Consider the following 25243-nt stretch of genomic DNA (forward strand, 5'->3'; position numbering starts at 1 on the left):
GGCCCGGCCGGCTTTCGACATCCCTTTCGTCTGCGTCATCCGTGTGCCTCAAGGAGCACCGACCATGCGTCTGACCGTCACCGCCGTCGACCCGCAGCAGGGCCAGACCGCGGACATCATGATCGAGGCTGATCCATCGGTTCCGGTGGGCGAGCTCGCCGAGGAGCTCCGCCGGCGGCTGCGTGGCGGCGACCCCGACGCGCAGCCGGTCCTCTTCCACGGGGGCACCCCGCTGCCGTCCGACCAGCCGGTGGGCGCCACCGGCCTTCGGGCGGGCAGCCTGCTGGCCCTGGACGCGCCGGTGCCGGTCCCCGGCCGGGAGCCGGACGGGGTCGCGGAGGTGCGGGCCGTCGGCGGCGCCGACGCCGGGGCCGTGTTCCGGCTGCCGCCGGGTGATTACGACATCGGCGCGTCCGCCGCCTGCCGGATCCGGCTGACGGCCGACGGCCTCGCCAAGACGGCCGCCCAGCTCAAGATCGCCGCCGACGGCACCGCGACCGTACGGTCCGCGCCCGGCGAGGAGGCTCTGCTGGACGACACGGCCGCACCCGACTGGACGGACTGGCCGGCCGGCGGAGTCCTCACGGTCGGCCCCACCCTGCTCGAACTGGCCGCGCCCTCCCGTCCCGACGCCGCGCTCCACCCCTCCGAGGACGGCGTGGGTCTGGACTACAACCGGCCGCCACGACTGCTGCCCCCGCCGGTGCAGAACCGGTTCAAGCTGCCGGTACCGCCGGGCAAGCCGACCCGCAGCAAGCTGCAGCTGCCGCTGATCTTCGCGCCGTTGGTGATGGCCGGGGTGTCCGTGCTGATCTTCGGCAACCTCCGGTTCCTGGTCTTCGGTCTGCTGTCCCCTGTCATCGCGCTGGTCAGCCAGCTCTCCAACAAGCGCCGCGGCAAGGAGAGCCACCAGGAGCAGGTCGCCGAGTACGAGAAGAAGAAGGCGGAACTGGAGGAGGAGGTGACCGAGGCGGTGCTCGCCGAGCAGCGCGCCCGCCGGTCGGCCTGCCCCGACCCGGCCGCCGCCCTGCTCATCGCAGCCGGGCCGCGGCTGCGGCTGTGGGAGCGCCGCTGGCGGGACGACGACTTCCTGCTGATGCGCCTCGGCGTGGCCGACCGGCCGGCGATGGTGGAACTGGACGACCCGGCCGAGGCGGAGCACCGCCGGCGGATCACCCGTACCACCCGGGCCGTTCCGGTGTCCGTGCCGCTGCGCCGGGCCGGTGTCATGGGCGTCGCCGGGGGAGCGGCCGCCGAGCCGCTGGTGCGCTGGCTGATCGGCCAGGCCGCGACCCTGCACAGCCCGTCCGACCTGCGGATCTGCGTACTCGCAGGCAGCAGCGGCGAGGACCGCTGGTCCTGGGTGCACTGGCTGCCGCACTGCGCGCCGCTGGGCGAGGACACACTGACCCTCGTCGGCGCCACCGCCGAGTCGGTGGGGCGGCGGATCGCCGAGATCTGCGCGGTGATCGCCGCCCGGCAGACCGCCGGTGACCGGGGACCGCGCGGCGGCGCGGCCGGCGAGCCCGATGTGCTGGTCGTGCTCGACGGCGCCCGCAGGCTGCGCGCTCTGCCCGGCGTCATCCAGATCCTGCGGGACGGTCCGGCGGTCGGCGTGTACGCGGTGTGCGTGGACGACGAGGCACGGCTGCTGCCCGAGGAGTGCCAGGCCGTGGCGGTGGCCGGTCCGTCGGGGTCGCCCCTGCTCGGGGGAGGCCGGGAGCCCGGGGTACGGCTGCGGGTCGAGCAGACCGGCTCGGACCCGGTGGACGGGGTGCTGATGGACGCGCCGAGCCGGGCCTGGTCCGTCGGCGTCGCACGGGCGCTCGCGCCCCTCCGCGACGTCGGCGACGACGCCGAGGAGAGCCTGCTGCCCGGCTCCGTACGGCTGCTCGACGTCCTCGGCCTGGAGCCGCCGGTACCGGACGCGGTGGCCGCCGGATGGGTCGTGAACGGTCGCAGCACCCGGGCGGTCCTGGGCGAGGGCGTGGACGGGCCGTTCTCCGTCGACCTGTCCGCCGACGGCCCGCACGGCCTGATCGCGGGCACCACCGGCTCCGGCAAGTCCGAGCTGCTGCAGACGCTCGTGGCGAGCCTCGCGGTCGCCAACCGGCCCGACGAGCTCAACTTCGTCCTCATCGACTACAAGGGCGGCAGCGCCTTCGCCGAGTGCGAGGACCTGCCGCACACCGTCGGCATGGTCACCGACCTCGACACCCACCTCGTGGAACGGGCCCTGGTGTCCCTCGGCGCCGAGCTGAGGCGGCGCGAGCACATACTCGCCCAGGCCGCCGCCAAGGACATCGACGACTACACCGACAAGCGCACCCGGCGCCCCGAACTCGTGCCCATGCCCCGCCTGGTGCTGGTCATCGACGAGTTCGCCTCGATGGTCCGGGAGCTGCCGGACTTCGTCTCCGGCCTGGTCAACATCGCCCAGCGTGGCCGGTCCCTCGGCATCCATCTGATGCTGGCGACGCAGCGGCCGTCCGGCGCGGTGACCGCCGACATCCGGGCCAACACCAACCTGCGCATCGCGCTGCGCACCACCGACACCAGCGAGAGCCGGGACATCATCGACGCCCCCGACTCCGGGCAGCTCTCACCCCGTACGCCCGGCCGGGCCTACGCGCGGCTCGGACACGCGGCGCTGCTGCCGTTCCAGACCGGCCGGATCGGCGGCCGGCGGCTGGACCAGGAGGCCTCCGACGAGGAGCACCCGGCCCCCGTGCTCACCGAACTGCACTGGGAGGAGCTGGGCGACCCGCTGCCCCGCCCCGCGGCCGCCGAGCGCGCCGTGCAGGCGGTGACGGACCTGTCGGTGCTGGTCGAGGCGGTGCGTGGCGCCGCGGCGCAGCTCGCGGTACCGCCCGCGCGCCGGCCGTGGCTGCCGCCGCTGCCGGACTCGCTGGCGCTGGCCGACCTGTCCCGGGTTCCGGACGGAGCCGCAGCCGAATCGTCGCCGGCCCTCGACACGGCCACGGCCGGCGCCGAAGGAGCCACGGCCGAGCCCGGACGGCTCGCACCCGTCGCGTACGGCATGGTGGACATCCCCGCCGAGCAGTCGCAGCGTGAACTCGCCTTCGACATCGACGAGATGGGCCATCTGCACATCATCGGCTCGCCGCGCAGCGGCCGTTCCCAGACGCTGCGTACGCTCGCCGCGGCCCTGGCAGGCGCACACAGCTGCGCCGACGTGCACATCTACGGACTGGACTGCGGCAACGGCGCCCTCCAGGCCCTCACCGGACTGCCGCACTGCGGCGCGGTGGTGGACCGGGGGCAGACCGAGCGCGTGGTGCGCCTGCTGTCCCGCCTGTCCGCGGAGGTCGGCCGGCGCCGTGCGCTGCTCGGCAGGCAGGGCGTCGCGGACCTCACCGAGCTGCGCCGCATCCTGCCCGAGGAGGAACGGCCCCCGCACGTGGTGCTGCTGGTCGACCGGTTCGAGGCGTTCGAGCGTGACTTCGCCGCGTACGACCAGGGCAGTGTGATGGACACGATGACGCTGCTGATGCGCGAGGGCGCCAGCGTCGGCGTGCATCTGCTGCTGGCCGGCGACCGGGTCCTGGGCCAGAGCCGGTTCTCCTCCACGACCGAGGACAAGCTGGTGCTGCGGCTCAACGACCGCAACGACTACTCGATGATGGGCCTGAGCTCCCGCTCCGTCCCCGAGGACCTTCCGGCCGGACGCGGCATCCAGGTCAAGGACACCACCAGCGCGCAGATCGCGCTGGTCGACGGGGCCGACCCCAGCGGTGCCGCCCAGGCCCGTGCGCTGGTCGCGCTGGCGGAGCGGACCGGCGAGCGGGACGCGCACGTGGCCGACGTGCGGCGGCCGTTCCGGGTGGACGTGCTGCCCGACCGGCTCCGTTTCGAGGAGGCACTGGAGCGCAGGCCGCGGGACGTCTCGCCGCTGTGGGCGATGGTGGGCGTCGGTGGCGACGAACTGTCCGCCCAGGGAACGGACATGTCCGTGGTCCCGTCCTTCGTCATCGGCGGACCGCCCCGCTCCGGCCGCAGCACCGTGCTGCTCACGATGGCCCGCTCGCTGCTCGACCGGGATACGAAGATCGTGGTAGTCGCGCCGCGTACCTCGCCCATGCGGCGGCTGTCCGGACAGCCCGGCGTCGTCGAGGTCTTCACGGACTCCGACGTCTCGGTCGCCGACTTCCGGGCGGCGCTCGGCAGGGTGGACTCGCCCGCCGGTGCGATTCTCGTCGACGACGCCGAGATGATGATCAACTCGGAGATCGACAACGACCTTGCCGCGCTCGCCCGCGGCAGCGCCGGCGACGGATGGGGGCTGGTCGTGGCCGGCAACAACGAGGTCCTCCTCGGCGGGCTGTCCGGGTGGCAGGCCCTTGTCCGGCGCAACCGCTGCGGGGCGCTGCTTGCGCCGCGGTCGGCGAGTGACGGCGAACTGGTCGGGGCGCGTGTGCCGCGCGGGCTGCTGGGTGAGGACAACGAACCCGGACGGGCCCATTTGCAGCTCGGGGACGGGCGGTTCCTCACGGTGCGGGTGCCGGAGACCACTGTGGACTAGCGGTGGCGCGGCTGTTCGCCCCCGGCCCCACGGCCGGGGGCGAAGCGCGCTTGGCGCGTGCGGCGGTACGCCTTCGGCGTGGTGCGGTGCCGCGCCTGCGGATGGTTTTCGCCCCCTCCGCCCCTTCCCTTCCCGTCCCTGGGGGCTCCGCCCCCAGACCCCCTTTCGGCCTGGACGGCCTCGTCCTCAAACGCCGGACGGGCTGAAAAGCGGGAGGGCCCGGCCGTCCACTCGGACGGCCGGGCCCTGCCGGTCGGCGCCGCGCGTCAGCGTGCCGCGCCCACGGCGACCGGTGCCTCCTCGCCGAAGGCGAACGTCGACGTGAGGGCGTCGAACAGATCGTAGAGCTGGTCGGCCAGCGGGATGTTCGGGCTGAAGCACGTGATGATGAGGACGCGCTTGCTGCCGGGGACCGGCACCACCGTGTGCATCACCACCAACTTGTACGAGACGCCTTCGGCGACCTCGCTCTCCTCGATGCCCACCAGTCGGCCGACCGGACCGGCCCCGGGCAGCGTCTCCGTGGTGAAGGTGCGCGTCGTGCCCTCCCCCCGCCGGTCGCCGGTGGCGGAGAACTGCTTGGCCAGGCCCTGCGCCGAGAAGTCCTCGCCGGGCGGCGGCGTCACGCTGAATATGAGGAGTCCGGCCATCAGGAGGCCGTCCTCGTACATGGTCGTGGTGCCCGCGGCGTAGACAGCGCCGCGCCGGCGGGCTCCGTCCATGATCCGCCGCGCGTTCCGGAAGGACTGGTTGACGACCTCCCGGGTCTGCTTGTCGGGGGTCTGCCGCAGCAGTTCGGCCCTGCGCTCGGCCAGGGAGTCGCCGCTGAGGTCGTACTCCGTCCAGTTGTCCGGGATGCCGATCCCGAAGGTCTGCGAACCGTTGGTCATGGGACCGCGCTCCTCTTCTCTTTCTGCCGCTGCCGTTTCAGCCGTTGTTGCTGCCGTCATCGCCCTTGAGCGCCTGAGCCTGCTGGTTGTCGGCGTCCGCGAACGCCTTCACGATCGCCTCGCAGGCGTCCTTGAGGTCCTTGCTGTTGCGCTTGACCTGTGTGCGCCCGTCGTTCCACTTCTTGTCGAAGTTGCTGCCCGAGCGGACCAGCGGCGGGCCGACGTCGGCGGCGTTGAAGCCCGCCGGCTTGGTGTCGATGAGCTCCATCACCCGCCGCAGGAGCGTGCCCAGACGCTCCACCTCGTCTCCGGGCATTTCGATCTCGGCCATGGGCTCCTCCCTGAGAGCGTCGTCGGGCGGGTGTATCCCGTCTCGCTCTCCAGGAACGACCGCGGAGATGAGGTGGTTCAAAGCGCGTGTGCCGGAGCAGGGCCGCGCAGGAAAAATGCAGAACGCGCGGCTGAACACCGCGCGCCATCTGATTTCCCACACCGCCCCTTCCAACCGAACCGGAAGGAGAAAGCGGGAGGCACGCGGGGCGTCGTCTCGCACCCGCGTGCCACAGTTCCCTGAACGCCGCCTCCGGGACGGTACGCGGCCGTCACGCACCCTTGCGGATGAGCTTGCCGTCCACTCCGACGACGAACCACTCCCCGTCCAGACCCTGGCCGTTGACGTCGCCCGGCGCCGCGTCACCGACGTAGTAGTACAGCGGCCAGTCCCCGTACGTGACCTGCACGGCGCCACCGGACTTCTTGGCCTCCTTGATGAGCGAGGCCTTGGCGCCCTTGCCGGCGGCGGCCTTGGAGGTGCTGGTCAGCGCGGGCCACACGGCGATGCACTTGGCGTCGCAGTTGCTCGCGCCGTCCTTGTCCTTGGTGAAGGCGTACAGGGTCCGGCCCTGGCCGTCGACCAGGATGTCGCCGACACCGGAGTCCGCCACCTCGATGGCGGTGCTCTGGCCGCCGGACCCCTTCGCCGCGTTGCCGGCGTCGTTTCCCCCGCCGCAGGCGACCAGCCCCAGAGCCAGCGGTACTGCGATCAGAGCTGTGCGTGCGCGCATTGTGGTGACCTCTCTCGCTGTCATACGACACGGAGTCATCGCGTTGTGAGCCATGTGCTGTGAGTCCCGCGTCGTGAATTCGAAGGGGGTGTCATCCCCGCGCCCCACACGTGCGGAACGGCGTGCGGGTTCAGTTCGCGCGCTTCCCCGATTCATCGGGCTTCGAGAATCCCGGCATTGAACCGGCAGGGCCGTCCGTTCGTGAGTCGGTCAGCAAATGGCCCGATTCCGAGAAGGACGAAGAATATGCGCAAGCTGACTCTTGCCGTGTCCGCCGCCGTGCTCGCCTCCGCTCTCGTCGCCGCGTCCCCGGCGTTGGCCGACGACGCAACCGATATGCACGGCGGCCATACGGGGCACGCCGCCGGCCATGGCTCCGCCGATTCGGCCGCCCCGCTGACCGCCGTATCGCCCCAGGAGCCGGCCGTCTCCCTGATCGCCCGCCTCTCGGGCGACCAGGAGGTCCCCACCCAGGGCGGCCCTGCCGTGGGCGACAAGGACGGCAATGCCGTGGCCCTGGTCAAGATCAAGGGCGACCGCATCACGTTCGCCCTCACCTGGAACGGCATCGAAGCGCCGACCCTGGGACACATCCACCAGGGCGCGGCGGGCACCAACGGTGATGTGAAGGTCGGCCTGTTCACCACGCCGATGCCGTCCACCGTGCAGTCCGCGGCCGGGCAGACCACGGTGACAGACGCCGCGCTCGCCGAGAAGCTCCGTACCGACCCCACCGGTTTCTACGTGAACCTGCACACCAAGGAGTTCCCCGGCGGCGCCGTGCGCGGCCAGCTGCGGCCGCTCGCCAAGCCCGTCAACCCGCTCAGCATCATCCGCGGAGGCAAGCTGCGCGCCCTCGCCGACGGAGGCCAGGAGGTGCCGACCGGCGACCCGAAGAGGGTGGGCGACCCGGACGGGCACAGCATCACGTTCCTGTACCCGGAATCCGGCCGGGTCGGCTACTCCCTGGCCTGGGTGAACATCGGGGCCCCGCTGGCCGGCCACATCCACCAGGGCGCGCTGGGCCGCAACGGCGACGTGAAGATCCCGCTGTTCGTCTCCGCCGTCCCGAAGAACATCTTCGCGATCTCCGGCACCGTCAGCGTCCCGGACCCGTCGGTGATCTCGGGGATCAAGAAGAACCCGACCGGCTTCTACTCCAATCTGCACACCGAGGAGTTCCCCGACGGCGCCGTCCGCGGCCAGCTGTTCCGCTGACTCCTCCGCGGCATCGCCGCGATCTTCACGACCGTGCCGGCCGCGGGCTCGATGACGAGCTCGCGGCCGGCAGCGTACGTCCCGGCGGCGCATGAGCTACGTTCCGGCGACGCATAGGCAAGGGAACGGTCGAGAATCCGTCATGGTTCAAACACGAACTTGATTGGTCTGGACATTACTGCGACGCTGCTCCCGTGTGGATCAGACTCCTCCGCCCAAGAGCCCGTGTGCTGCGGGTCGTTCTGCCCGTAACGCTCGGCGTGGCCGTGGTCCTGGGAGTGTGGATCTTCGCTGCCGGGCCCACGACCCCGGCCCAAGCCGCACCCACGGACGAGCAGTACGTCGACATCGCCTCGGTCGCCCCGACCGCCTCGCCGGCCGACGGGCCCGACGCCTCCACCGGGACCTTCACCGAGGACTGCGGACGCAACGAGAACGGCCACCTCAACGCCGACAACGTCGTGGTCTCCCCGGGCGTGACGGGCGGAGCCCACCACACACACGACTATGTCGGCAATCTGTCGACCAACGCCCTGTCGAGCAACGAGAGTCTGGCCGCGGCCGGGACCACCTGCGTGGGCGGCGACCGCTCCACCTACTACTGGCCGGTGGTGCGGCGGCTGGACCGGACAGGGACGGACGCCCACGCCGTGGGCGGCGGAATGGACGGCAACAGCGGCGAGATCCTGACGCCGTCCTCGGTCCGGATCGAGTTCCGCGGCAACCCGGTGAGCAAGGTGGTCGCCATGCCCCGGTTCCTGAAGCTCGTCACCGGAGACCCCGTCGCGGTCGTCACGGGCGACGCCCGCGTACGCGCCCAGTGGGGCTGCTCCGGCCACGCCGGCCGCTTCACCACGAAGTACACGCTGTGCCCGGAGGGCAGCGGACCGACCCGTACGCTCGACTTCCCGAGCTGCTGGGACGGCCTCTCCACCGACAGCGCCGACCACCGCACCCACGTGGTGTTCCCCGCTGCCAACGGCGTCTGCCCGCGCGCCACGTTCCCCGTGCCGCAACTGCGCATCACCATCGCGTACGACCTTCCGCACGGCACGCGCTACGCCGTGGACTCCTTCCCCGAGCAGCACCGCGATCCGAAGACCGACCACGCCATGTTCATCGACGTGATGACCGACCGTCAGATGGCGGCGCTGGTGCGCTGCGTCAACGAAGGCCGCCACTGCCGGGCCAAGTGACGCGAACCACATTGAACCAAGGCTGCTCGCTGCCCGTGTTCAGCGCGTCAGCTCAGGAGAGGACGGGAGAGAGTGGATGGCGGCGGCACTGTGGTCCCGCACTCGGGAGAAGCAGAGAACAAGTGACGAGGTACTGATCCGTTCCTTGTACGAGGAACACGGCAGGGCCCTCCTCGCGTACGCGCAGCGGCTGACCGGTGATCACGCCGCCGCGGAGGACGTGGTCCAGGAGACCCTGATCCGGGCCTGGAAACACCCCGACGCGTTGGTGAACGGCAAGGGCTCGGTGCGCGGTTGGCTGCTCACCGTGGCCCGCAACATCATCACGGACCGGTACCGCGCGAAGGCCGCGCGCCCGACCGAGGTCGCCGAGTCCGTGGCCACCACACCGGTGGAGCAGGATCACGCGGACGCCGTGGTGGACTCGATGCTCGTCATGGAGGCCCTGGACCGGCTCTCACCGGACCACCGGGACGTGCTGAAGGAGATCTACTTCCAGGGCAGGAGCGTCACCGAGGCGGCCCAGAGCCTCGGGATACCGCCCGGGACCGTGAAATCCCGGTCACACTATGCCCTGAAGGCATTGCGGGACATGTACAGAGACAAACCAAGGACAGCGAAGCTCGTCGCGTTGAAGGAGGTGGCGGTATGAGCATTCAGCAGCATGACAGCGCTCTGCTCGGCGCCTACGTCCTCGGCGCGCTCGATGAGCAGGAGGTGCGGGCCGTCGACGAACATGTGGCGTCGTGCCAGAGATGCCGCGAGGAACTGGACGGATTGCGGGAGATGGAGTCGGCACTGGGTGAGGTGCCGCCGGAGGCGTTCCTCGACGGTCCGCCGGAGGGCGGCGATCTGCTGCTGCAGCGAACGCTGCGGCAGGTCCGCAACGAACGTGCCGGCGTCGAGCGGCGCCGGCGGGTAGTCCTGGCGGCGGTCGCCGCGGTCGCGGCTGCGGCCGTACTGGGCGGCGGGGTACTGATCGGCCGCGGTGTCGGCGGAGGGACCACGGAGGTAGCGGGGCCTGATCCGTCCTCGACCTCGGCTCCGGCCACCCCGCCCGCCGGCACAAAGGTGGGCGAGGGCACCAGCGCCACGACGGGCAGCCGGATGACGGTCAAAGTGATCCCCGCCGCCGACTGGGTCCGGGTCAACGCCTCGGTCAACGGCATCCCTGCGGGAGAACGGTGCCGCCTCATCGTGGTGGCCAAGGACGGCAGCCGCGAAGTGGCAGGCAGCTGGCTCGTCGCCAACGAGAAGAAGGGCGCCAACCTGGACGGCTCGGCGGCCGTACCGGTCGACAAGGTCGACAAGGTCGTGGTGGAGAACGACAAGGGCAAGGAGTACGTGGCCGTCCAGCTCTGACGTACACGTGAGGTACGGCGGGATCCCGATGGGGATCCCGCCGTACTGCTTTGTTTCCGCTGCGGGAGGGTGGGCACAACCCGAATTCATAAACCGTCACCCATTGGTCACCACGCCGGGGATTGCGGCAGATGTTCGCCTCCGAAAATTAATACGCGTGCAACAGGGCGAGCGTTCGGCATGGGGGTCCGAGGGGGTTTCGAAGGCATGGCTGAAGGACCGCTCCGCCCCAGGGGGAAGTCGGCGGCGGAGCGGCCTTTTTATGGACGCCGCTGTGGGGGTGCGACGGGTCCGCATACAGGAACGGCACGGGGTGCCGTGCGGTTCAGTGTTTACCTGACTTTTTCCATGAGGGACGTGAACGCCGCGATGACCTGCGGTTCTGCGACTTAGAGGCGCCGAGGGCGATGGCCGAAAAAACGGAAAAGTCCGTTATGGCGGGGGAGTCGGGTGCTCCGGTTGCCGTTGACATTGGACTGGACCAGCTCTAGCTTTTTGAATGCGCAAGCACCGCTTCGGCGAACTCCCGCCCGGTGTGACCGATCCTTTGGCGTTCCTTTGGCGTTCCCCTTTACAGGACGGCCCGATGACGTTCGAAATTCCGCAGCGCAATTCCAGCCTGCCCACTCTGCGGCATCTCTGCGAAACCCAACCCGACAGGCTTGTCGACGATGACGAGGAAGCGACGGGGATCGCTTTCATCGGATGCGGCTATGTCGCCGACTTCTACATGGCAACCCTTCGGAACTATCCGGAATTATCCCTGCGTGGTGTCTATGACTCCGACAGGGAGCGGGTTCGGAAGTTCTCGGAGCGCCATGGCGTCCGATCGTATGCATCTCTTGACGAGCTTCTGGCCGACGACTCCGTGAGCATCGCCGTCAACCTGACGAACCCACGCAGTCACTACGAGGTCTCCCGCCGATGCCTGGAGGCGGGAAGACACGTCTATTCGGAGAAACCTTTCGCCGAAGACCTGCGGCAGGCGACGGAACTGGTGGAGTTCGCCGAGCAAACCGGCCTGACTCTGTCGTCCGCCCCCTGCTCTCTGCTCGGCGAAACGGCACAGACCATGTGGCGGGCCCTCAGACGGGATGTCATCGGACAGCCACGACTGGTCTATGCGGAGTTGGACGACGGGGCGGTTCACCAGATGAACTTCCGGAGCTGGGCAAGCTCCTCCGGAGCGCCCTGGCCCTACCTCGACGAGTTCCGCGTAGGCCCGACTCTCGAGCACGCCGGCTACTACCTGACCTGGCTCACGGCGTTCTTCGGCCCGGCATCGGAGGTCATGTCGTACGGCCGCCTGATCCAACCGGACAAGCTCCCGGACGCGCCTCCTTCGGAGTTCGCCACCGATTTCACCTGCGCCTGCATTCGTTTCCACTCCGGTGTCGTCGCCCGGCTGACCTGCAGCACCGTGGCTCCCGAAGACCACTCCCTGCAGATCGTCGGTGACGACGGAGTGCTGTCCGTCTCGGAGTGCTGGGATTACGGTGCGCAGATCAAGGTCCGCAAGAGGACTGAAATGTCGGAGTCGACGCCCCATTACCTGACCGAGCCAGAGCAGTTGCCCTTGGTCCGCCCGGCGGATTACCCCTTCCGCTACGAGCGCTACAACGGGCACGACATGGATTTCTCCCGTGGCATCGCCGACATGGCGGAAGCGGTGCGAAACGGAGTGAGTCCACGGCTGACCGCTCGGCATGCGCTGCACGTCCTCGAGATCACCTTGGCCATCTCCTCATCCGAAGGAGCGGCACACACCGTCCTTCAGACCAAGTTCGACGAACTGGAGCCCATGGCCTGGGCCGCCTCGTGAGTGCACTGGCGTCACGTAAGCCCCACCCAACAGCTCAGCACTCGTCCCCCAGTCGACACACGTCTTCACCCCAGAGGCGGTTCATGTCATTCGCGGAACAGACGACTTGCGCCATCGAGGCGGACAACGTCGTCAAGACCTATCCCGGAGGCGTGCGCGCGCTCGACGGCCTCTCGTTCGCCGTCGCGCCCGGCCAGGTCTTCGGGCTCCTCGGTCCCAACGGGGCCGGCAAATCCACCACCATGAAGATCCTCACCACCCTCGCCCGCCCGGACTCCGGTTCGGTGCGTGTCGCCGGACACGACGCACTGCGCCACCCTGACCGGGTACGCCGTGCCATCGGCGTCGTGTCCCAGCGTTCGGGCGCGGATCCGATGATGACGGGCCGCGACAACCTCATCCTGCAAGGGCGGCTCTACGGGCTGCGCGGCACCGAGCTCATCCACAGGGTGGAGGCGCTGCTCGACAGGTTCGACCTCGTCCACGCCGCCGGACGGGAGGTGCGCACCTACTCGGGTGGCATGCAGCGCCGTCTGGACGTCGCGCTCAGCATGGTGCACACGCCCCAGGTGCTCTTCCTGGATGAGCCGACGACCGGGCTCGACCCCGAGTCCCGTACGGCGATGTGGGACGAGATCGAGCGGCTTGTCACCGACAACGCCCTGACCATCCTGCTGACCACTCATCACCTGGAGGAGGTCGACCGGCTCGCCCATCAGCTGGCCATCGTCGACAAGGGGCGGATCGTCGTCGAGGGAACACCGGAGGAGTTGAAGGGCGAGCTGCGTGGTGACGCCGTGCGCATCGAACTGCGCTCCACACCCGACGCCAGGGAAGAACAGCTCGCGCGCCATGTGCTCGGCAGCCTGCCGGGCCTCAGGGAGATCGCCGTCGAGGGCCGGAGGCTGAGCGCCCGCGCCGACGAGGGGGCGGCTGCCGTGCCGTCGGCGCTCGCCGCCCTCGACCAGGCGGGGCTGCCGGTCGCCACCGTCACGGTCGCCCGGCCCTCGATGGATGACGTGTACCTGCGCCATGTGGGCCGCCGTTCCGTGGTGACCGCGACCGCCGAGGACCCGCAGATCGTGGCGGCCGCCCGGTGAACGGTCCGCTCGTGGACACCATGTGGATGACGCATCGCCGTCTGCAGGTGATCCTGCACCAGCCCGGGTACCTGATCATCACGATGGTCCAGCCGGTCATCTGGCTGTTCCTGTTCGGGAGCCTGTTCAAGAAGATCGTCGAACTGCCGGGCTTCGGTGCCTCTTCGTATATGGACTATCTCGTGCCGGGCATCGTGGTGATGAACGCCCTCTCGTTCAACTCGTGGGCGGGCATGGGGACGCTGGACGAGATCGAGCGTGGCACGCTCAACCGCTTCCTGATCACGCCGGTCAGCCGCAGCGCCATAGTGAGCTGTACCGTCGTGGAGCACGCGCTCAGCACGGTCGCCCAGTCACTGATCATCGTTCTGCTCGGCTGGGCAGGCGGCGCGCACTACGCGGGAGGGGCCGGCGGGGTGGTCGTGCTGATCACCGCCGCGGTGCTGCTCGGCATGGTTCTCAGCGCGCTGTCCAACACCTTCGGACTGCTGGTCCGGCGGCGCGAGACCATCATCGCGCTGAACACCTTCCTCCTCCTTCCGCTGACGTTCCTGTCGTCGGCGTTCATGTCGTGGAACCTGATGCCGCAGTGGATGTGCGACATCGCGGTGTACAACCCGGTCAACTGGGCCTTGACCGCCGGGCGTACGGCACTCGGCGAGAACCCCGACTGGTCGACCGTCCTCACGCGCTGCGGCGGTCTCGCGCTCCTCGCCGCACTGATGGTCGGGGTGTCCCTCCGAGGCTTCCGCGCCTACCAGAGATCTGTGTGACCCATCCCGTCTTCTGCGTTGCCGAACCTGGGAATTCGCATGCATCGCCAGGTCGTTGCGCGCATCCAGTAACGAAGAGGCAATACTCACATGAAGCGTTTCACGGCCGGCCCGTCAATGCCGGCGATCTCCTCACGAGAGACAGCGGCTGAGAATCCGGCCGCCCTGGGCGACTACGGCGTCGACCCTGCCTGCTCGCTGCACATCCCCGCTGCGGAAATGCTTTCCGGCGACTGGATTCCGATCCGTCGGACCGCCGGGGGAGTCCTGATCGCCACCGCCGACGAATTACCGCACCGGTCCACGGTGAGCGAATGGTTCCCCGGTGAGGAACTGGTGTTCCGGAAGGCCGGGCGGCGCGAGATCCAGGAACTCATCGTCGATATGCGGCTGGACGAGGTCGCCGACGACATGGCCAACGAGTTCACCCGGCGCTCCCCGGAGTATGCGGCCCGAACCGGCATCAGACCGTGGCAGAAGGCAGCAGCATGCGCCCTCGCCCTCGTGGTGGCCGGCCTGCTCCTGGCTCAGGGCCTCGCCGTCGTCGTGACCGTCATCTCCGTGCTCTTCTGCCTTGGGCTTCTGTTCAAGGTGTTCCTTGCGATGGTGTCCTCGAAGAGGCCGCCGGAGGCTGCGGAGAACCGCGAGATATCCGATGACGAACTCCCCACCTACACGATCCTCGTACCGGCCTACCAAGAAGAGGCCGTCATCGGGGAAACCGTGCGCTGGCTCGCGGACATGGACTATCCCAAGGACAAGCTGGAAATCCTTGTTCTGGTGGAGCGCCGCGACGAGGCGACCGCCCGTGCGGTACGGGAAGTGAGTCCCCCTGATTTCATCCGCATCGTCCCCCTGGCGCCCGGGCTGCCGCAGACCAAACCGCGGTCCTGCAATCTCGGGCTCATGCTCGCCCGCGGCGAACTGCTCGTGATATTCGACGCCGAAGACCGGCCGGAACGCGACCAGTTGCGCAAGGTCGCGCAGCAGTTCGCAGCCGGTGGCGACCGGCTGGCCTGCGTCCAGGCGAAGCTGAACTACTACAACGAACGCCGCAACCCACTGACCCGGCTGTTCAGCCTGGAGTACGCGTTCTGGTTCGATCTGATGCTGCCGGGCCTGGCGCGACTCAAGCTGCCCATCCCGCTGGGCGGTACGAGCAACCACATCCGGACCGACGTCCTGCGCCGGGTGGGCGGCTGGGACGCCTGGAACGTGACCGAGGACGCCGACCTCGGTCTGCGGCTGGCGTCGGCCGGTCACCGGGTCGACATAGCCGATTCCACGACATGGGAGGAGTGCCCCTCGGTGCCGTGGGCCTGGATCATGCAGCGAACCCGCTGGCTGAAGGGCTATCTGCTCACGGGGCTCGTGTACACCAGGCGGCCTGTCAACGCGTTCCGGCAGTTCGGCCTGGCCGGCATGGTGTCGCTGCTGGGCATCGTCTTCGGCACACCGGTCGTCTTCATGTTCTGGCCCTGCGCCTTCCTGCTGGCCCTGGCCGGATGGGCGGGCATCCACGCGGACGGGCTCTCGGCACAGACAGCGGCCGTCACGGCAACCGCCATGTGGATCAGCGCCACGATCATGGCCGCGGCGATGCTCGTCGCGGCCTACCGGCGCCGCATGTCCTGGTGGACGGCGGCCATCGTGCCGTTCTACTGGCTGCTGCACGCGTTCGCCGGATGGCGTGGACTGCTCCAGCTCATCCGCGCCCCGTACAAGTGGGAGAAGACCAGCCACGGCGCACCGTCGTCCGGCGTCGATGGTCCCGCCGGGCGGCAAGGGGTGACCCGGCGCCCGTAGAGCGCGGTCGCGGCGCCCCGCAGCTCCGCCCGCACGGAGAACTTCATCCGTGCGGTGCGGCTCCGGCCTGCCCGGCGGGCGACTCCGGAGCCTGCTGAGCCGCACTCGGTCCGCCACGTCGCGTGAGAGACGGGACGAGCTGCCCGGGTTCGGGCGCTCGCCCGGCATCGGGCGACGGGTGTCAAGCGGCGACGCCCCGGTGCTTACCGGCGCCGCCGCGACGGCCCTGCGGTGCCGTCACACCACGGCTCCGGCGGGAAACGACGGCGGTGCGCTCCGCCGTCACGTCCGCTGCGGGGGGAAGCGCACTGGTCCGGGCGAAGGCGAGCGCGAGCTCGGTGGCCCGGACCACCGCGTTGCCCTCCGCCCTCACCGCCTCGCCGAGCTCGCGCGCCGCCTGGACCATCCCCGGGTCGTGCAGGCGCCACATCGCGGAGCGCAGGCCGTCGGTGTCGAGGCGGTGCAGCGGCAGGTGCACGCCCACGCCCTGGCGCTGGACGAGTTCGCCCCACATCGGCTGGTCGAGCATCCCGGAGGCGACCAGCGCGGGCACGCCCGCCCGGATCACCGCCCCGGTGGTGCCCGACCCGCCGTGGTGCACCGCGAACCGGCATCGCGGAAGCAGCGCCGAAAGGTCCGCGCTGTCCACCACCCGGATCCGCGACGGGTCACTGACCGCGTCCGCGGGCAGCCCGGCCCAGCCGGCGGTCACCACGGCACGCAGCCCCAGGTCCCCGGTGGCGCGCTCGATCATCGCCATCACCGCCGCCGGATCGGCGACGGGCGTACTGCCGAAGCCGAAGTAGGCGGGGGCGTCGCCCGCGTCGAGCCAGCTCTCCAGATCCGCGTCCAGGCCGTGTTCCGCCGCCAACGCGCGGTCCTCGCCCTCCAGTTCCAGCCAGCCGGCGAACGGGCGGTGGGCGGGCCATTCGATACCCGGTACCAGGTGGGAGCTGTAGCCCTGGATCTCGAGCGCACCGAGCATCCGGGCGCGCTGCGGGGTCGAGAGGTCCGTGGACGCCAGCCCGAAGGCCCCCCGCAACCTGTTGATGCCGTCGCGCCGTGCCTCCCACGAGGCGTGCTCGTAGGCGTCGTGGGTCTTCAGGTTCGCGCCGGGGATCCTGGACGACTTGCTCGTCACGAACGGGTTCGGCACCACGTGGTTCGGCCGTACCGGGAAGAGCTGCAGGAGAGCCAGCGGGATGTTCCGGGCCTCGGCGATCACCGTCGCCATGTCCTCGGTCAGCGAACCGGAGACGATGAGGTCGGCGCCCTCGCTCACCTGGTACAGCGTCCGGGCGATGTCGGCCGCGTGGGCCGCCATGACCGTGCGCAGCCCGGCGAGGAACTCCTCACTGTCGCTGGACGTGACCCAACTTCGGTCCGGGGACGGTGAAGCCAGGAACTCGCGCCAGTCCACCGGCAGGGGTTCCAGTGGCAGCCCGGCCGCGCGCACCATGTCGGCGGATCCGGTCGGGACAGCGAGCACGGGCTCGTGCCCGCGCCGGACGAACTCCCGGCCCAGGGCGACGAGCGGCTGGACGTCGCCTCGGGTGCCGTGGGTCATCAGGACGATACGCAGAGCCTTCATGTCGTAGCCACCTTCAGTACGTGTGAATGTGACCGGAACACGGGCCGGGGTGTGCGGGGGTTCGGATTCGCCGAGTGGGACAGCCCACACCGCCCGGCGGAACCGGAGTCCGATGCGCAGCGTCCGCCCCGCTGGCCGCCGCTGAGCGGCGTGCGTTCTCCACGCCGGCCGAATGGCGGCTGAGCGTCGACCGTGTGACGCATGCGCGCCGGCATACGGCGGCGGCCGTCGGCGCGAATCCCGTTACGCGAATGGTCACCCAGCAGTTACTCCGCCGGAGATTACTGCGGAGGAATATTCTGGAAATTCATATACGTGAAACAAAGCAGCCCTTCGGTGTCGGCCGAAGGGCTGATTGGTGGGCGCTGGTCAAGGCGCAGAAAAAGGGCCGCTCCGCCGCCAAGGGGGGGTGGCGGCGGAGTGGCCTTTCGGGATGCCGCTGTGTGTGGGCGGCTCCGCACACAGGAACGGCCCGGTGTCGAGCCTGGTTCGATGTTTGCTCGAAATTTTCTGATGAGATGGCGAGTACGCCGTTGACCTGCGGTTTGTTGCCCGTGGGGCGCTATGAGAGATGTCCGAAATGGGGAGAAAAATGGGTCCATAGGTTGTGAGTCGGGCGCTCCGCTTGTCGTTGACAATGGACTGGACCATCCGTAGTTTCTTGAACGCGCAAACACCCTTTGGGTGCTCTCTTGCCGGTGTGTTCGGTCTTTTGGTGTTCCCCTTTACAGGACGGCCCAATGACGCTCGGAATCTCACAGTGCAATTCAGTGCTCTCCGCTCTGCGGAACCTCTACGAAACCCAGCCGGAAAAGCTTCTCTTCACCTTCGTCGGCGACGACGGTGAGGATGCGGAGACGCTCAGGGCCGGCGAACTCGCCGAGGCGGTCGACTCGGTCGCGAGCTCCCTGCGGTTATGGGGCCTCGCCCCCGGCGACCGCGCGGTGCTCGTCTATCCGCCGTCCCTGGACTTCGTGAAGGCCTTCATGGGCTGCCTGGCGGCCGGGGTCCTGCCCGTGCCCGTCTACCCCCCGAACCCCTTCCGGCTCAAACGCGACCTCGTCGGCTTCAACGCCATCGTGGAGAGCTCGGGCGCCCGAGCCGCGCTCACCAACGGCCTCTTCGACCGCTCCCGCAGGGCCGGTTCGGTCGCCGGACTGCTGGGACGCTCGGAGCACAGCTGGCCGCGCATCCCCTGGTACCGCACCGACCGGCGATCGGGCCGGAGGAGCGGGAACGGATGCGACCCCGGCTCGTGGCACGAACCCGCGGATCCGGGTGACACCGCGTTCCTCCAGTACACATCCGGCTCCACGGGAGTCCCCAAGGGCGTGATGGTCACGCACGGCAATCTCGTCCACGAGATAGCCGCCAACGTGGTGGACCTCCGGCTCGATCCGGACACGCGGGGCGTGTTCTGGCTCCCGCAGTACCACGACATGGGCCTGATCAACGTCATCCTCAGCACGGCCCTCGGCAACTCCACGACGCACATCATGTCGCCGCTCACCTTCCTGCAGCGGCCCGCGCTCTGGCTCGACGTCATGTCCCGCGTCGGGGCCACGATCACATCGGCGCCGAACTTCGCGTACGAACTGGCGGTCCGCAAGACCACGCCCGAGATACGCGCCGGATGGGACCTCAGCTCCCTGGAGATGGCCATCACCGCGGCCGAACCGATCCGCACCAGAACGATCCGTGCCTTCCTCGACGCGTTCGCGGTCTCCCGGATCCGCCCCCATGTGTTCTACGGCGCCTACGGCCTGGCGGAGAACACGGCGAGCGTCACGAACCGCGGCCAGGGCGTGCTGCGCCTCGACAAGAAGGCACTGGAGGACGGCCAGGTCGTCCCCGTGGACGACACGTCCGATGCCCTCGACCTGGACGGTCATATCGAGTACTACGGCTGCGGCTTCTCCAGCAAGCCCGGCGACCGGATCCGTATCGTCGACCCCGACACCGGCGTCCCGTGCCCGCCGGAGCGGGTCGGTGAGATCTGGGTGCGGTCGTCGACGACCGCGGCCGGCTACTACGGACGCCCGGAGACGACCCGCGAGGTCTTCCACGCCACCGTGACGGGCGACGACGACCCGACCGAGTACCTGCGCACAGGCGACCTCGGCTTCCTGCACGAGGGCCAGCTGTTCATGACCGGCCGGATCAAGGACCTGATCATCATCCGCGGCCGCAACGTGTACCCGTCCGACATCGAGGACAGCGTCCGCGAGTGCCATGCGTCCATCCGGCCCGGCGGCATCGTGGCGTTCGCGCTCGGGCCCGACGAGAAGTTCCCCGGAGACACGGTGACCGGCCCGGATGCCGATGACGCCGGAGAGCGGCTGGTGGTCTTCGCCGAGACCGGCCGGAAACGGGTGGATGCGGATCTCGCCGCGGAGATCTGCGCGATGGTGCGCAAGTTCGTCTACGCCGACCACCAACTGTCCTGCCACACGGTCGTACTGGGACGGCCCGGGCTGGTGCGCAAGACCACCAGCGGCAAGGTCCGCCGCCGGGTGTGCAAAGAGGCCCTCCTGAGCGGCGAGATCGACCGCGAGGCCACCACGCTCCTGGTGTCGGTCCACGGAAACGAGATCCCCACCCGCGACGAGCTCATCGAAGGGCGACGTCCATGAACGCAAGCAAGGCCGACGGTAACGGCCTGATACTCGCCACAGATCCCCGCGATCCCCGCATGTACGACGTCGACGACGACTTCCGGCGGGTCCTCATCGACATGTCAGCGCTGACGGTGGCGTCCGCGACGCGCCGGGACCGCTTCTTCCACGCGACGTCGACGGCGGCCCGGGGCGTGCTGACGGTGCTCGACGCCCCTCTGCTCCCCGCGCACGGGTTACTCCGGCCCGGGCGCCGCTTCCCCGTCGTCGTCCGCTACAGCAACTCGGTCGGCACCGACGACGTCAAGCCGACGGTCCGGGGCCTCACGCTCCGGCTGCTCGACGCCGAACCCGACGCCGCGACCGGCCTCGAACCCGGGCTGCTCGACCTCACCTTCAACACCGGCCCGACCTTCTTCGCCTCCACCGCCGAGATCTTCCGACGCAGCTTCGGCACCCCCGAGGAGCGAGAGCGCAACATCAGCGAGAAGCCCGAAGTGCGGTCCATCATCTGGAACAACATCAGGACCGCCGGCTCCTACGTCACCTACGACTTCTACTCCCAGGTGCCGCAGGGCTTCGTCGCCGAGGACGGGCGGCAGTGGCTCATCCGCTTCCGCGTGTACCCGGTCGACGAACCGCTCGTACGCGGCGACTTCGACCACGGCGACCTGTGGTGGCCGCCGGACGCCCCCGAGGAGATCCCCCGCCCGGGGGGCGACACCCGCGCACCCGGCTTCCTCCGCGACGACCTGCGCCACCGCATCCGCACCACCGGCGTCCGCAACGTCCTCCAGGCCCAGCTCCACCCCCTGGACGGCACACCCGAGGGCACCGAGACCGCACTCGACCCGGCGCGCGCCTGGCCGGAGGGCCTCTCCCCCTGGTTCGACCTCGGCGACCTGCACCTGGACACCCTCGCCGACGACGACGCCGTCAACCGGCTCGCCTTCGACCCGGGCCTCGCCCCGGCAGAGCTGGGCATCGCCCTCGCCCGGTCGCCGCACTCCACCGCGTCCCTGAACCATCTTCGGGCGCTGATCTACCAGGCCGCGTCCTACGCCCGCCTCGGTGAGCGGCAGCCTCCCGAACTGACCCGGCTGCTGCGGCCCAGCCGGAACATCACGACGGCGGCAGTGGTCACTCCGTCCACCGCCGGATCCCCGGGCACCCACGGCCGCCCCCGCACCGTGGTCGTCATCGGCGCCGGACCGAGCGGACTCACCATCGCCCGCGAACTGGAGCGGGTGGGACACCGGGTGACCGTCCTGGAGGCCCGGGATGCGGTGGCCGGGAAGTGCGAGACCGTGGACATCGGCGGCCGGGCCTACGACCTCGGCGGCCACATCTGCACCAACGAGTACGAGCGGGTCGCCGAGCTGGCGACCGAGTTGGGCGTGGCGACGGAGGCCACAACCCCGTACCGGATTCTCGATGTCGAGCGGTCCGCCTCGACGCCGCAGGACACGTCGTTCTTTCGTAGAGATACGTTCCTGCGGTACCGGGCGCTCCGCGAGCGGGAGTTTCCGCGCATCGGCGAACCCGGCCTCGCGCACTCCGCGAAGGCGCTCGCCGCGCCTGTGTCGCAGTGGCTCGCCGAGCACGGCCTCCAGTCCATGGCCGCGTCCTTCGGCACCGGCTACACGGCGGCAGGCTACGGCTACCTCGACGACGACGTCCCCGCGCTGTACTTCGTCAAGTACGCGGAGATGACCGGGTTGCTGTCCCACAAGCCCCCACTCCTCGGCCACCCCGGCGCCTTCACCATCGCCGGAGGGTTCGCCACCCTGTGGCGCCGCGTCGCCGAGGAGCTGAGCGACCTGCGGTGCGCGGTGCGCGTCGAGTCGGTCGAGCGGCACACGGACGGCGTACGGGTGCACACGGACTCGGGCCTGATCGAGGCGGACGACCTCGTGCTCACGGTCGCGCTGGACCAGGTGCTGCCGATCCTGGACAGCACCGCGGAGGAACGCGAACTCGCCGCCCGCATCCGCGGCAACGACTACCACACCACCGTCGCCACGGCCTCCGGCCTGCCGGGTTCCGCTTTCTACTTCCTCAAGCAGCACAACGACACCCGCGAGGCGACCGGCCACTGCGTCGCGTACCACCACCGCTACCCCGACAGCGACGTCCAGACCTTCTACTCCTACGGCCGGGCCGAGGACATCACGCCACTGCTGCGGGACGACATCGCCCGCCTCGGCGGGGAGTTGGAGGAGGTGCACCTCCAGCGCCAGTGGGCGTTCATGCCGCACTTCGGCAGCGACGACCTGCAAAGCGGCGTCCTGGACCGGCTCGAGGTGATGCAGGGCCGGCACCACACGTACTACGCCGGCAGCCTGCCCTCCTTCGAACTGGTCGAGTGCACCGTCGCGTACGCCCAGGACCTCGCCCGTCGCCACTTCCCGTCCTCCGGCGGCGCGCGGACGCACAGCGCGCCCGCCGCCGTCCCCGGCCAGGCGGCCGTGACCGCCCCCGCTCTCGGCGCCCGACTGACCGTGAACGCCGTCCGCGACTGGCTGGTCACCAACATTGCCGCCGAACTCCGCCTGCCCGCGGCGGCCGTCGACACGGCCCGGCCGCTGGAGGAGTACGCGCTGGAGTCGCTGTCCGTCGCGGCCCTGCAGTCCCGGCTCTCCGACTGGCTGGGATACCGCATCCCGCACACCCTGTTCATGGAGCTGCCCACGATCGACGAGGCCGCGCGCTTCCTTGCGGAACCCGACGCGACGGCCCCCGCTGAGGCCCGGAGCGGCGGTGCCGATGTCGCGCGCCCCGCGCCGCGCCACCTGATCCCCCTCAACTCGGCGCGCCCCTTCTTCTGCGCCGGCGGCCTCGGCGGCTCCGCGCTCTATCTGACCTCGCTGGCGCGAGCGCTCGGGGACGGACGACCCTGCTACGCCTTCGAAGTGCCCGGTCTCGACGGCAAGGACGAGCCACTCGACGACGTGGAGGACCTCGGGGCCCTCTTCGCCGAGGAGATCCAGCGGATCCAGCCGCACGGCCCGTACCTCCTCGGCGGCCACTCCTTCGGCGGGGTCATCGCCTACGAGGCGGCACGGCAGCTGCGCGAACACGGCGAGAAGGTCCACAAGGTCGTCCTGTTCGACAGCTACGTCCCGCTGCCCGGCCGTGGCGCGCCCGCCGACGACGACCTGCGGGCCGTCGAGGAACTCCTCGCGCTACGCCACATCTCCTGCCTCGCGGCGGACACCTGCACCTGCGGTGTCGACCGCTCCAAGCCCCTGGACGAGCAGGGCGAGCAGATCGCGCGGGCCCTCGGGGCGCCCGACGACCCGGAGTCGTACGAGTCCCACCTCGTCAACGTGGTCGGCACCTATCAGGCGGGCCTGCGGGCCTTCGCGCTCTACCAGCCGGAGCCATCGGACCTGTCGGTGGTCCTGGTCAAACCGGAGGCCGGATTCGCACCGCTGGCAAGGGAGGACCACCGCGTACCGATGCACTTCGACCCGCCCAACGGCTGGGACACCGTCGAACTGGGCGACCTGACCGTGATCACGGTGCCCGGCAACCACTTCAGCATGTTCACACGTCCGTACCTGGCGGCCGTCGCCGAGGCCGCGCGCACGAGCCTGGCGGGTGCCAGATGACCACTGCGCAAGCGACATCCAACCCGTACACGGACGTCGTGGCGGCCGTCCGCTCGGTCCGCCGGCCGGTCCTCATCGTGCGGGACACATCGACCGGCCACCTGGGGGTCGCCGGCCCGGAGGGCCCCCACAGCGGCGAGATCGCCGGGACCCTGCCGCCGCTGTACCCGGAGTGGCTGGGCGACCGGTCGTTCGGCGAGACGCACGGCACGCGCTTCGCGTACATCGCCGGTGAGATGGCCAACGGCATCGCCACCACGCGCCTGGTGACGGCGATGGCGGAGGCGGAGATGCTCGGCTTCTTCGGCGCCGGAGGGCTCGCCCCCGAGCGGGTCGAGGCCGCCGTCGACGAACTCGCCACCGCCCTGCACGGCCGCCCCAACTGGGGCGTGAACCTCATCCATTCGCCGAACGAGCCCGCCGTCGAGGAACGCGTGGCCGATCTGCTGCTGCGGCGCGGCGTGCCCATCGTCTCCGCCTCGGCGTTCATGGATCTCACCCCGGCGGTCGTCCGCTGCTCGGCCGACGGGCTGCGTACGGACGCGGCCGGCCGTATCGTCCGGCGCACCCGCCTGTTCGCCAAGGTGTCCCGGCCCGAGGTGGCCGAGAGGTTCATGTCGCCCGCCCCGGCGGAACTGCTGAACGCGCTCGTGGAACGCGGGCAGTTGACCCCGGAGGAGGCGCGGCTCGCCGCTCGGGTGCCGGTCGCCGAGGACATCACCGCCGAGGGCGACAGCGGCGGCCACACGGACAACCGGCCGCTGGTGTCCCTGCTGCCCGCCCTGCTGGGGCTGCGCGACGAGATCACCGCCCGCCACGGCTACGACCGGACCATCAGGGTCGGCGCGGCCGGCGGCCTCGGCACCCCGGCGAGCGTGGCCGCCGCCTTCGCCCTGGGCGCGGCCTACGTCGTGACCGGCACGGTCAACCAGATCGCCGACGAGGCGGGGATCTCCGACGATGCCAAGGCGATGCTCTCCCAGGCCGACCTCGCCGACGTGACCATGGCTCCGGCCGCGGACATGTTCGAGCTGGGGGCGAAGGTCCAGGTCCTGCGCCGCGGCACGATGTTCGCCAACCGCGGCAGTCGCCTGTACGAGATCTATCGCACGTACCCGTCGCTGGAGGCGCTGCCGCCCGGGGAGCGCGACCGGCTGGAGCGGCAGGTGCTCGGTGTCTCCGTCGACGACATCTGGGCCGAGGCGCTGCGCTTCTGGCGGCAGCGCGACCCCGGCGAGATCACCCGTGCCGAGCAGGACCCCAAGCACCGGATGGCGCTTGTCTTCCGCTGGTATCTCGGCCGGTCCAGCCGCTGGGCGATCGACGGCGACATCTCCCGCCGGGCCGACTACCAGGTGTGGTGCGGTCCCGCCATGGGCGCCTTCAACCGCTGGGCCGCGGGAAGCTTCCTCGCCGGGCCGGGCAGCCGCCCGGCCGTCCAGATCGCCCGCAACCTGCTGGAGGGCGCCGCGGTGATCACCAGGGCGCACCAGCTGCGCACGTACGGGGTACCGGTGCCCGCCGGCGCGCTCGCCTTCGCGCCGCGCCCGCTGTCCTGACGTACCGGCGGCCCCCGAACTCTCCGGCGGCGCCCCCTGAGTCCCGCCGGCGCGGGCCCCCGGCGCCACAGTCTCGGCGGCCCGCCCTCA

The 25243-nt window shown here is 70.1% G+C and carries 16 protein-coding genes; 12 read left to right on the plus strand and 4 right to left on the minus strand.

The window, feature by feature from the left end; genetic code table 11:
• Nucleotides 1-64 precede the first annotated feature (64 nt).
• Nucleotides 65-4543: an FtsK/SpoIIIE domain-containing protein gene (locus ABT009_RS01005; RefSeq protein WP_351288000.1), complete on the plus strand. Its 4479-nt coding sequence runs from the start codon at nucleotides 65-67 to the stop codon at nucleotides 4541-4543.
• A 266-nt stretch (nucleotides 4544-4809) separates the two neighbouring features.
• Here ABT009_RS01005 and ABT009_RS01010 read toward each other — a convergent pair whose 3' ends face one another.
• From ABT009_RS01010 to ABT009_RS01020, 3 genes are all read right to left on the minus strand, one after another.
• Nucleotides 4810-5433 (minus strand): hypothetical protein, encoded by a 624-nt coding sequence (locus ABT009_RS01010; protein WP_351288002.1) that lies wholly within the window; start codon nucleotides 5431-5433, stop codon nucleotides 4810-4812.
• A 37-nt stretch (nucleotides 5434-5470) separates the two neighbouring features.
• Entirely contained in the window at nucleotides 5471-5764 is a 294-nt protein-coding gene (locus ABT009_RS01015) for a hypothetical protein (protein WP_351288005.1), read from the minus strand.
• A gap of 271 nt (nucleotides 5765-6035) precedes the next feature.
• Nucleotides 6036-6497, minus strand: a complete 462-nt coding sequence (locus tag ABT009_RS01020) for a COG4315 family predicted lipoprotein (protein WP_351288008.1) — start codon at nucleotides 6495-6497, stop codon at nucleotides 6036-6038.
• 246 nt (nucleotides 6498-6743) lie between these two features.
• Here ABT009_RS01020 and ABT009_RS01025 point away from each other — a divergent pair, with 246 nt between their 5' ends.
• From ABT009_RS01025 to ABT009_RS01060, 8 genes are all read left to right on the plus strand, one after another.
• The gene (locus tag ABT009_RS01025) at nucleotides 6744-7715 is read left to right on the plus strand and encodes a CHRD domain-containing protein (protein WP_351288011.1); all 972 of its coding nucleotides are present in this window, start codon (nucleotides 6744-6746) and stop codon (nucleotides 7713-7715) included.
• Nucleotides 7716-7942: 227 nt separating this feature from the next.
• On the plus strand, nucleotides 7943-8911 hold the full coding sequence (locus tag ABT009_RS01030) for a DUF1996 domain-containing protein (protein ID WP_351288014.1): 969 nt from the start codon (nucleotides 7943-7945) through the stop codon (nucleotides 8909-8911).
• A 76-nt stretch (nucleotides 8912-8987) separates the two neighbouring features.
• Entirely contained in the window at nucleotides 8988-9563 is a 576-nt protein-coding gene (locus tag ABT009_RS01035; RefSeq protein ID WP_351288017.1) for a sigma-70 family RNA polymerase sigma factor, read from the plus strand.
• Entirely contained in the window at nucleotides 9560-10273 is a 714-nt protein-coding gene (locus tag ABT009_RS01040; RefSeq protein WP_351288020.1) for a zf-HC2 domain-containing protein, read from the plus strand. The genes ABT009_RS01035 and ABT009_RS01040 overlap by 4 nt, the downstream gene beginning before the upstream one ends.
• Before the next feature lie 499 nt (nucleotides 10274-10772).
• Complete coding sequence (locus tag ABT009_RS01045; RefSeq protein ID WP_351288023.1) at nucleotides 10773-12095, plus strand: Gfo/Idh/MocA family protein; 1323 nt, start codon at nucleotides 10773-10775, stop codon at nucleotides 12093-12095.
• A gap of 83 nt (nucleotides 12096-12178) precedes the next feature.
• Entirely contained in the window at nucleotides 12179-13195 is a 1017-nt protein-coding gene (locus tag ABT009_RS01050; RefSeq protein WP_351288026.1) for an ABC transporter ATP-binding protein, read from the plus strand.
• The gene (locus ABT009_RS01055) at nucleotides 13192-13968 is read left to right on the plus strand and encodes an ABC transporter permease (protein WP_502989783.1); all 777 of its coding nucleotides are present in this window, start codon (nucleotides 13192-13194) and stop codon (nucleotides 13966-13968) included. Before ABT009_RS01050 ends, ABT009_RS01055 begins: the two co-directional genes overlap by 4 nt.
• A gap of 90 nt (nucleotides 13969-14058) precedes the next feature.
• Complete coding sequence (locus ABT009_RS01060; protein ID WP_351288028.1) at nucleotides 14059-15774, plus strand: glycosyltransferase; 1716 nt, start codon at nucleotides 14059-14061, stop codon at nucleotides 15772-15774.
• Nucleotides 15775-15955: 181 nt separating this feature from the next.
• Here ABT009_RS01060 and ABT009_RS01065 read toward each other — a convergent pair whose 3' ends face one another.
• A complete protein-coding gene (locus ABT009_RS01065; protein WP_351288031.1) occupies nucleotides 15956-17365 on the minus strand; it encodes a glycosyltransferase in 1410 nt (469 codons plus the stop codon).
• A gap of 740 nt (nucleotides 17366-18105) precedes the next feature.
• Here ABT009_RS01065 and ABT009_RS01070 point away from each other — a divergent pair.
• The 3 genes from ABT009_RS01070 to ABT009_RS01080 are packed head-to-tail and all read left to right on the plus strand — an operon-like array spanning nucleotide 18106 to nucleotide 25153.
• The gene (locus ABT009_RS01070; RefSeq protein WP_351288033.1) at nucleotides 18106-19998 is read left to right on the plus strand and encodes a fatty acyl-AMP ligase; all 1893 of its coding nucleotides are present in this window, start codon (nucleotides 18106-18108) and stop codon (nucleotides 19996-19998) included.
• Nucleotides 19995-23594, plus strand: coding sequence for an alpha/beta fold hydrolase (locus ABT009_RS01075; RefSeq protein WP_351288036.1), 3600 nt, complete (start codon nucleotides 19995-19997; stop codon nucleotides 23592-23594). The genes ABT009_RS01070 and ABT009_RS01075 overlap by 4 nt, the downstream gene beginning before the upstream one ends.
• On the plus strand, nucleotides 23591-25153 hold the full coding sequence (locus ABT009_RS01080; protein ID WP_351288039.1) for a PfaD family polyunsaturated fatty acid/polyketide biosynthesis protein: 1563 nt from the start codon (nucleotides 23591-23593) through the stop codon (nucleotides 25151-25153). The genes ABT009_RS01075 and ABT009_RS01080 overlap by 4 nt, the downstream gene beginning before the upstream one ends.
• The last annotated feature ends 90 nt before the right edge of the window (nucleotides 25154-25243 follow it).

The sequence above is a fragment of the Streptomyces sp. NPDC002896 genome, assembly GCF_040295225.1.
In the GTDB taxonomy this organism is placed as follows: Bacteria; Actinomycetota; Actinomycetes; order Streptomycetales; family Streptomycetaceae; genus Streptomyces.

Excerpts from the sequence above, each read along its gene's own strand:
- ABT009_RS01005 (WP_351288000.1), top strand. The coding sequence starts at position 65 with ATGCGTCTGACCGTCACCGCCGTCGACCCGCAGCAGGGCCAGACCGCG.
- ABT009_RS01010 (WP_351288002.1), bottom strand. The coding sequence starts at position 5,433 with ATGACCAACGGTTCGCAGACCTTCGGGATCGGCATCCCGGACAACTGG.
- ABT009_RS01015 (WP_351288005.1), bottom strand. The coding sequence starts at position 5,764 with ATGGCCGAGATCGAAATGCCCGGAGACGAGGTGGAGCGTCTGGGCACG.
- ABT009_RS01020 (WP_351288008.1), bottom strand. The coding sequence starts at position 6,497 with ATGCGCGCACGCACAGCTCTGATCGCAGTACCGCTGGCTCTGGGGCTG.
- ABT009_RS01025 (WP_351288011.1), top strand. The coding sequence starts at position 6,744 with ATGCGCAAGCTGACTCTTGCCGTGTCCGCCGCCGTGCTCGCCTCCGCT.
- ABT009_RS01035 (WP_351288017.1), top strand. The coding sequence starts at position 8,988 with ATGGCGGCGGCACTGTGGTCCCGCACTCGGGAGAAGCAGAGAACAAGT.
- ABT009_RS01040 (WP_351288020.1), top strand. The coding sequence starts at position 9,560 with ATGAGCATTCAGCAGCATGACAGCGCTCTGCTCGGCGCCTACGTCCTC.
- ABT009_RS01045 (WP_351288023.1), top strand. The coding sequence starts at position 10,773 with ATGCGCAAGCACCGCTTCGGCGAACTCCCGCCCGGTGTGACCGATCCT.
- ABT009_RS01050 (WP_351288026.1), top strand. The coding sequence starts at position 12,179 with ATGTCATTCGCGGAACAGACGACTTGCGCCATCGAGGCGGACAACGTC.
- ABT009_RS01060 (WP_351288028.1), top strand. The coding sequence starts at position 14,059 with ATGAAGCGTTTCACGGCCGGCCCGTCAATGCCGGCGATCTCCTCACGA.
- ABT009_RS01065 (WP_351288031.1), bottom strand. The coding sequence starts at position 17,365 with ATGAAGGCTCTGCGTATCGTCCTGATGACCCACGGCACCCGAGGCGAC.
- ABT009_RS01070 (WP_351288033.1), top strand. The coding sequence starts at position 18,106 with ATGACGCTCGGAATCTCACAGTGCAATTCAGTGCTCTCCGCTCTGCGG.
- ABT009_RS01075 (WP_351288036.1), top strand. The coding sequence starts at position 19,995 with ATGAACGCAAGCAAGGCCGACGGTAACGGCCTGATACTCGCCACAGAT.
- ABT009_RS01080 (WP_351288039.1), top strand. The coding sequence starts at position 23,591 with ATGACCACTGCGCAAGCGACATCCAACCCGTACACGGACGTCGTGGCG.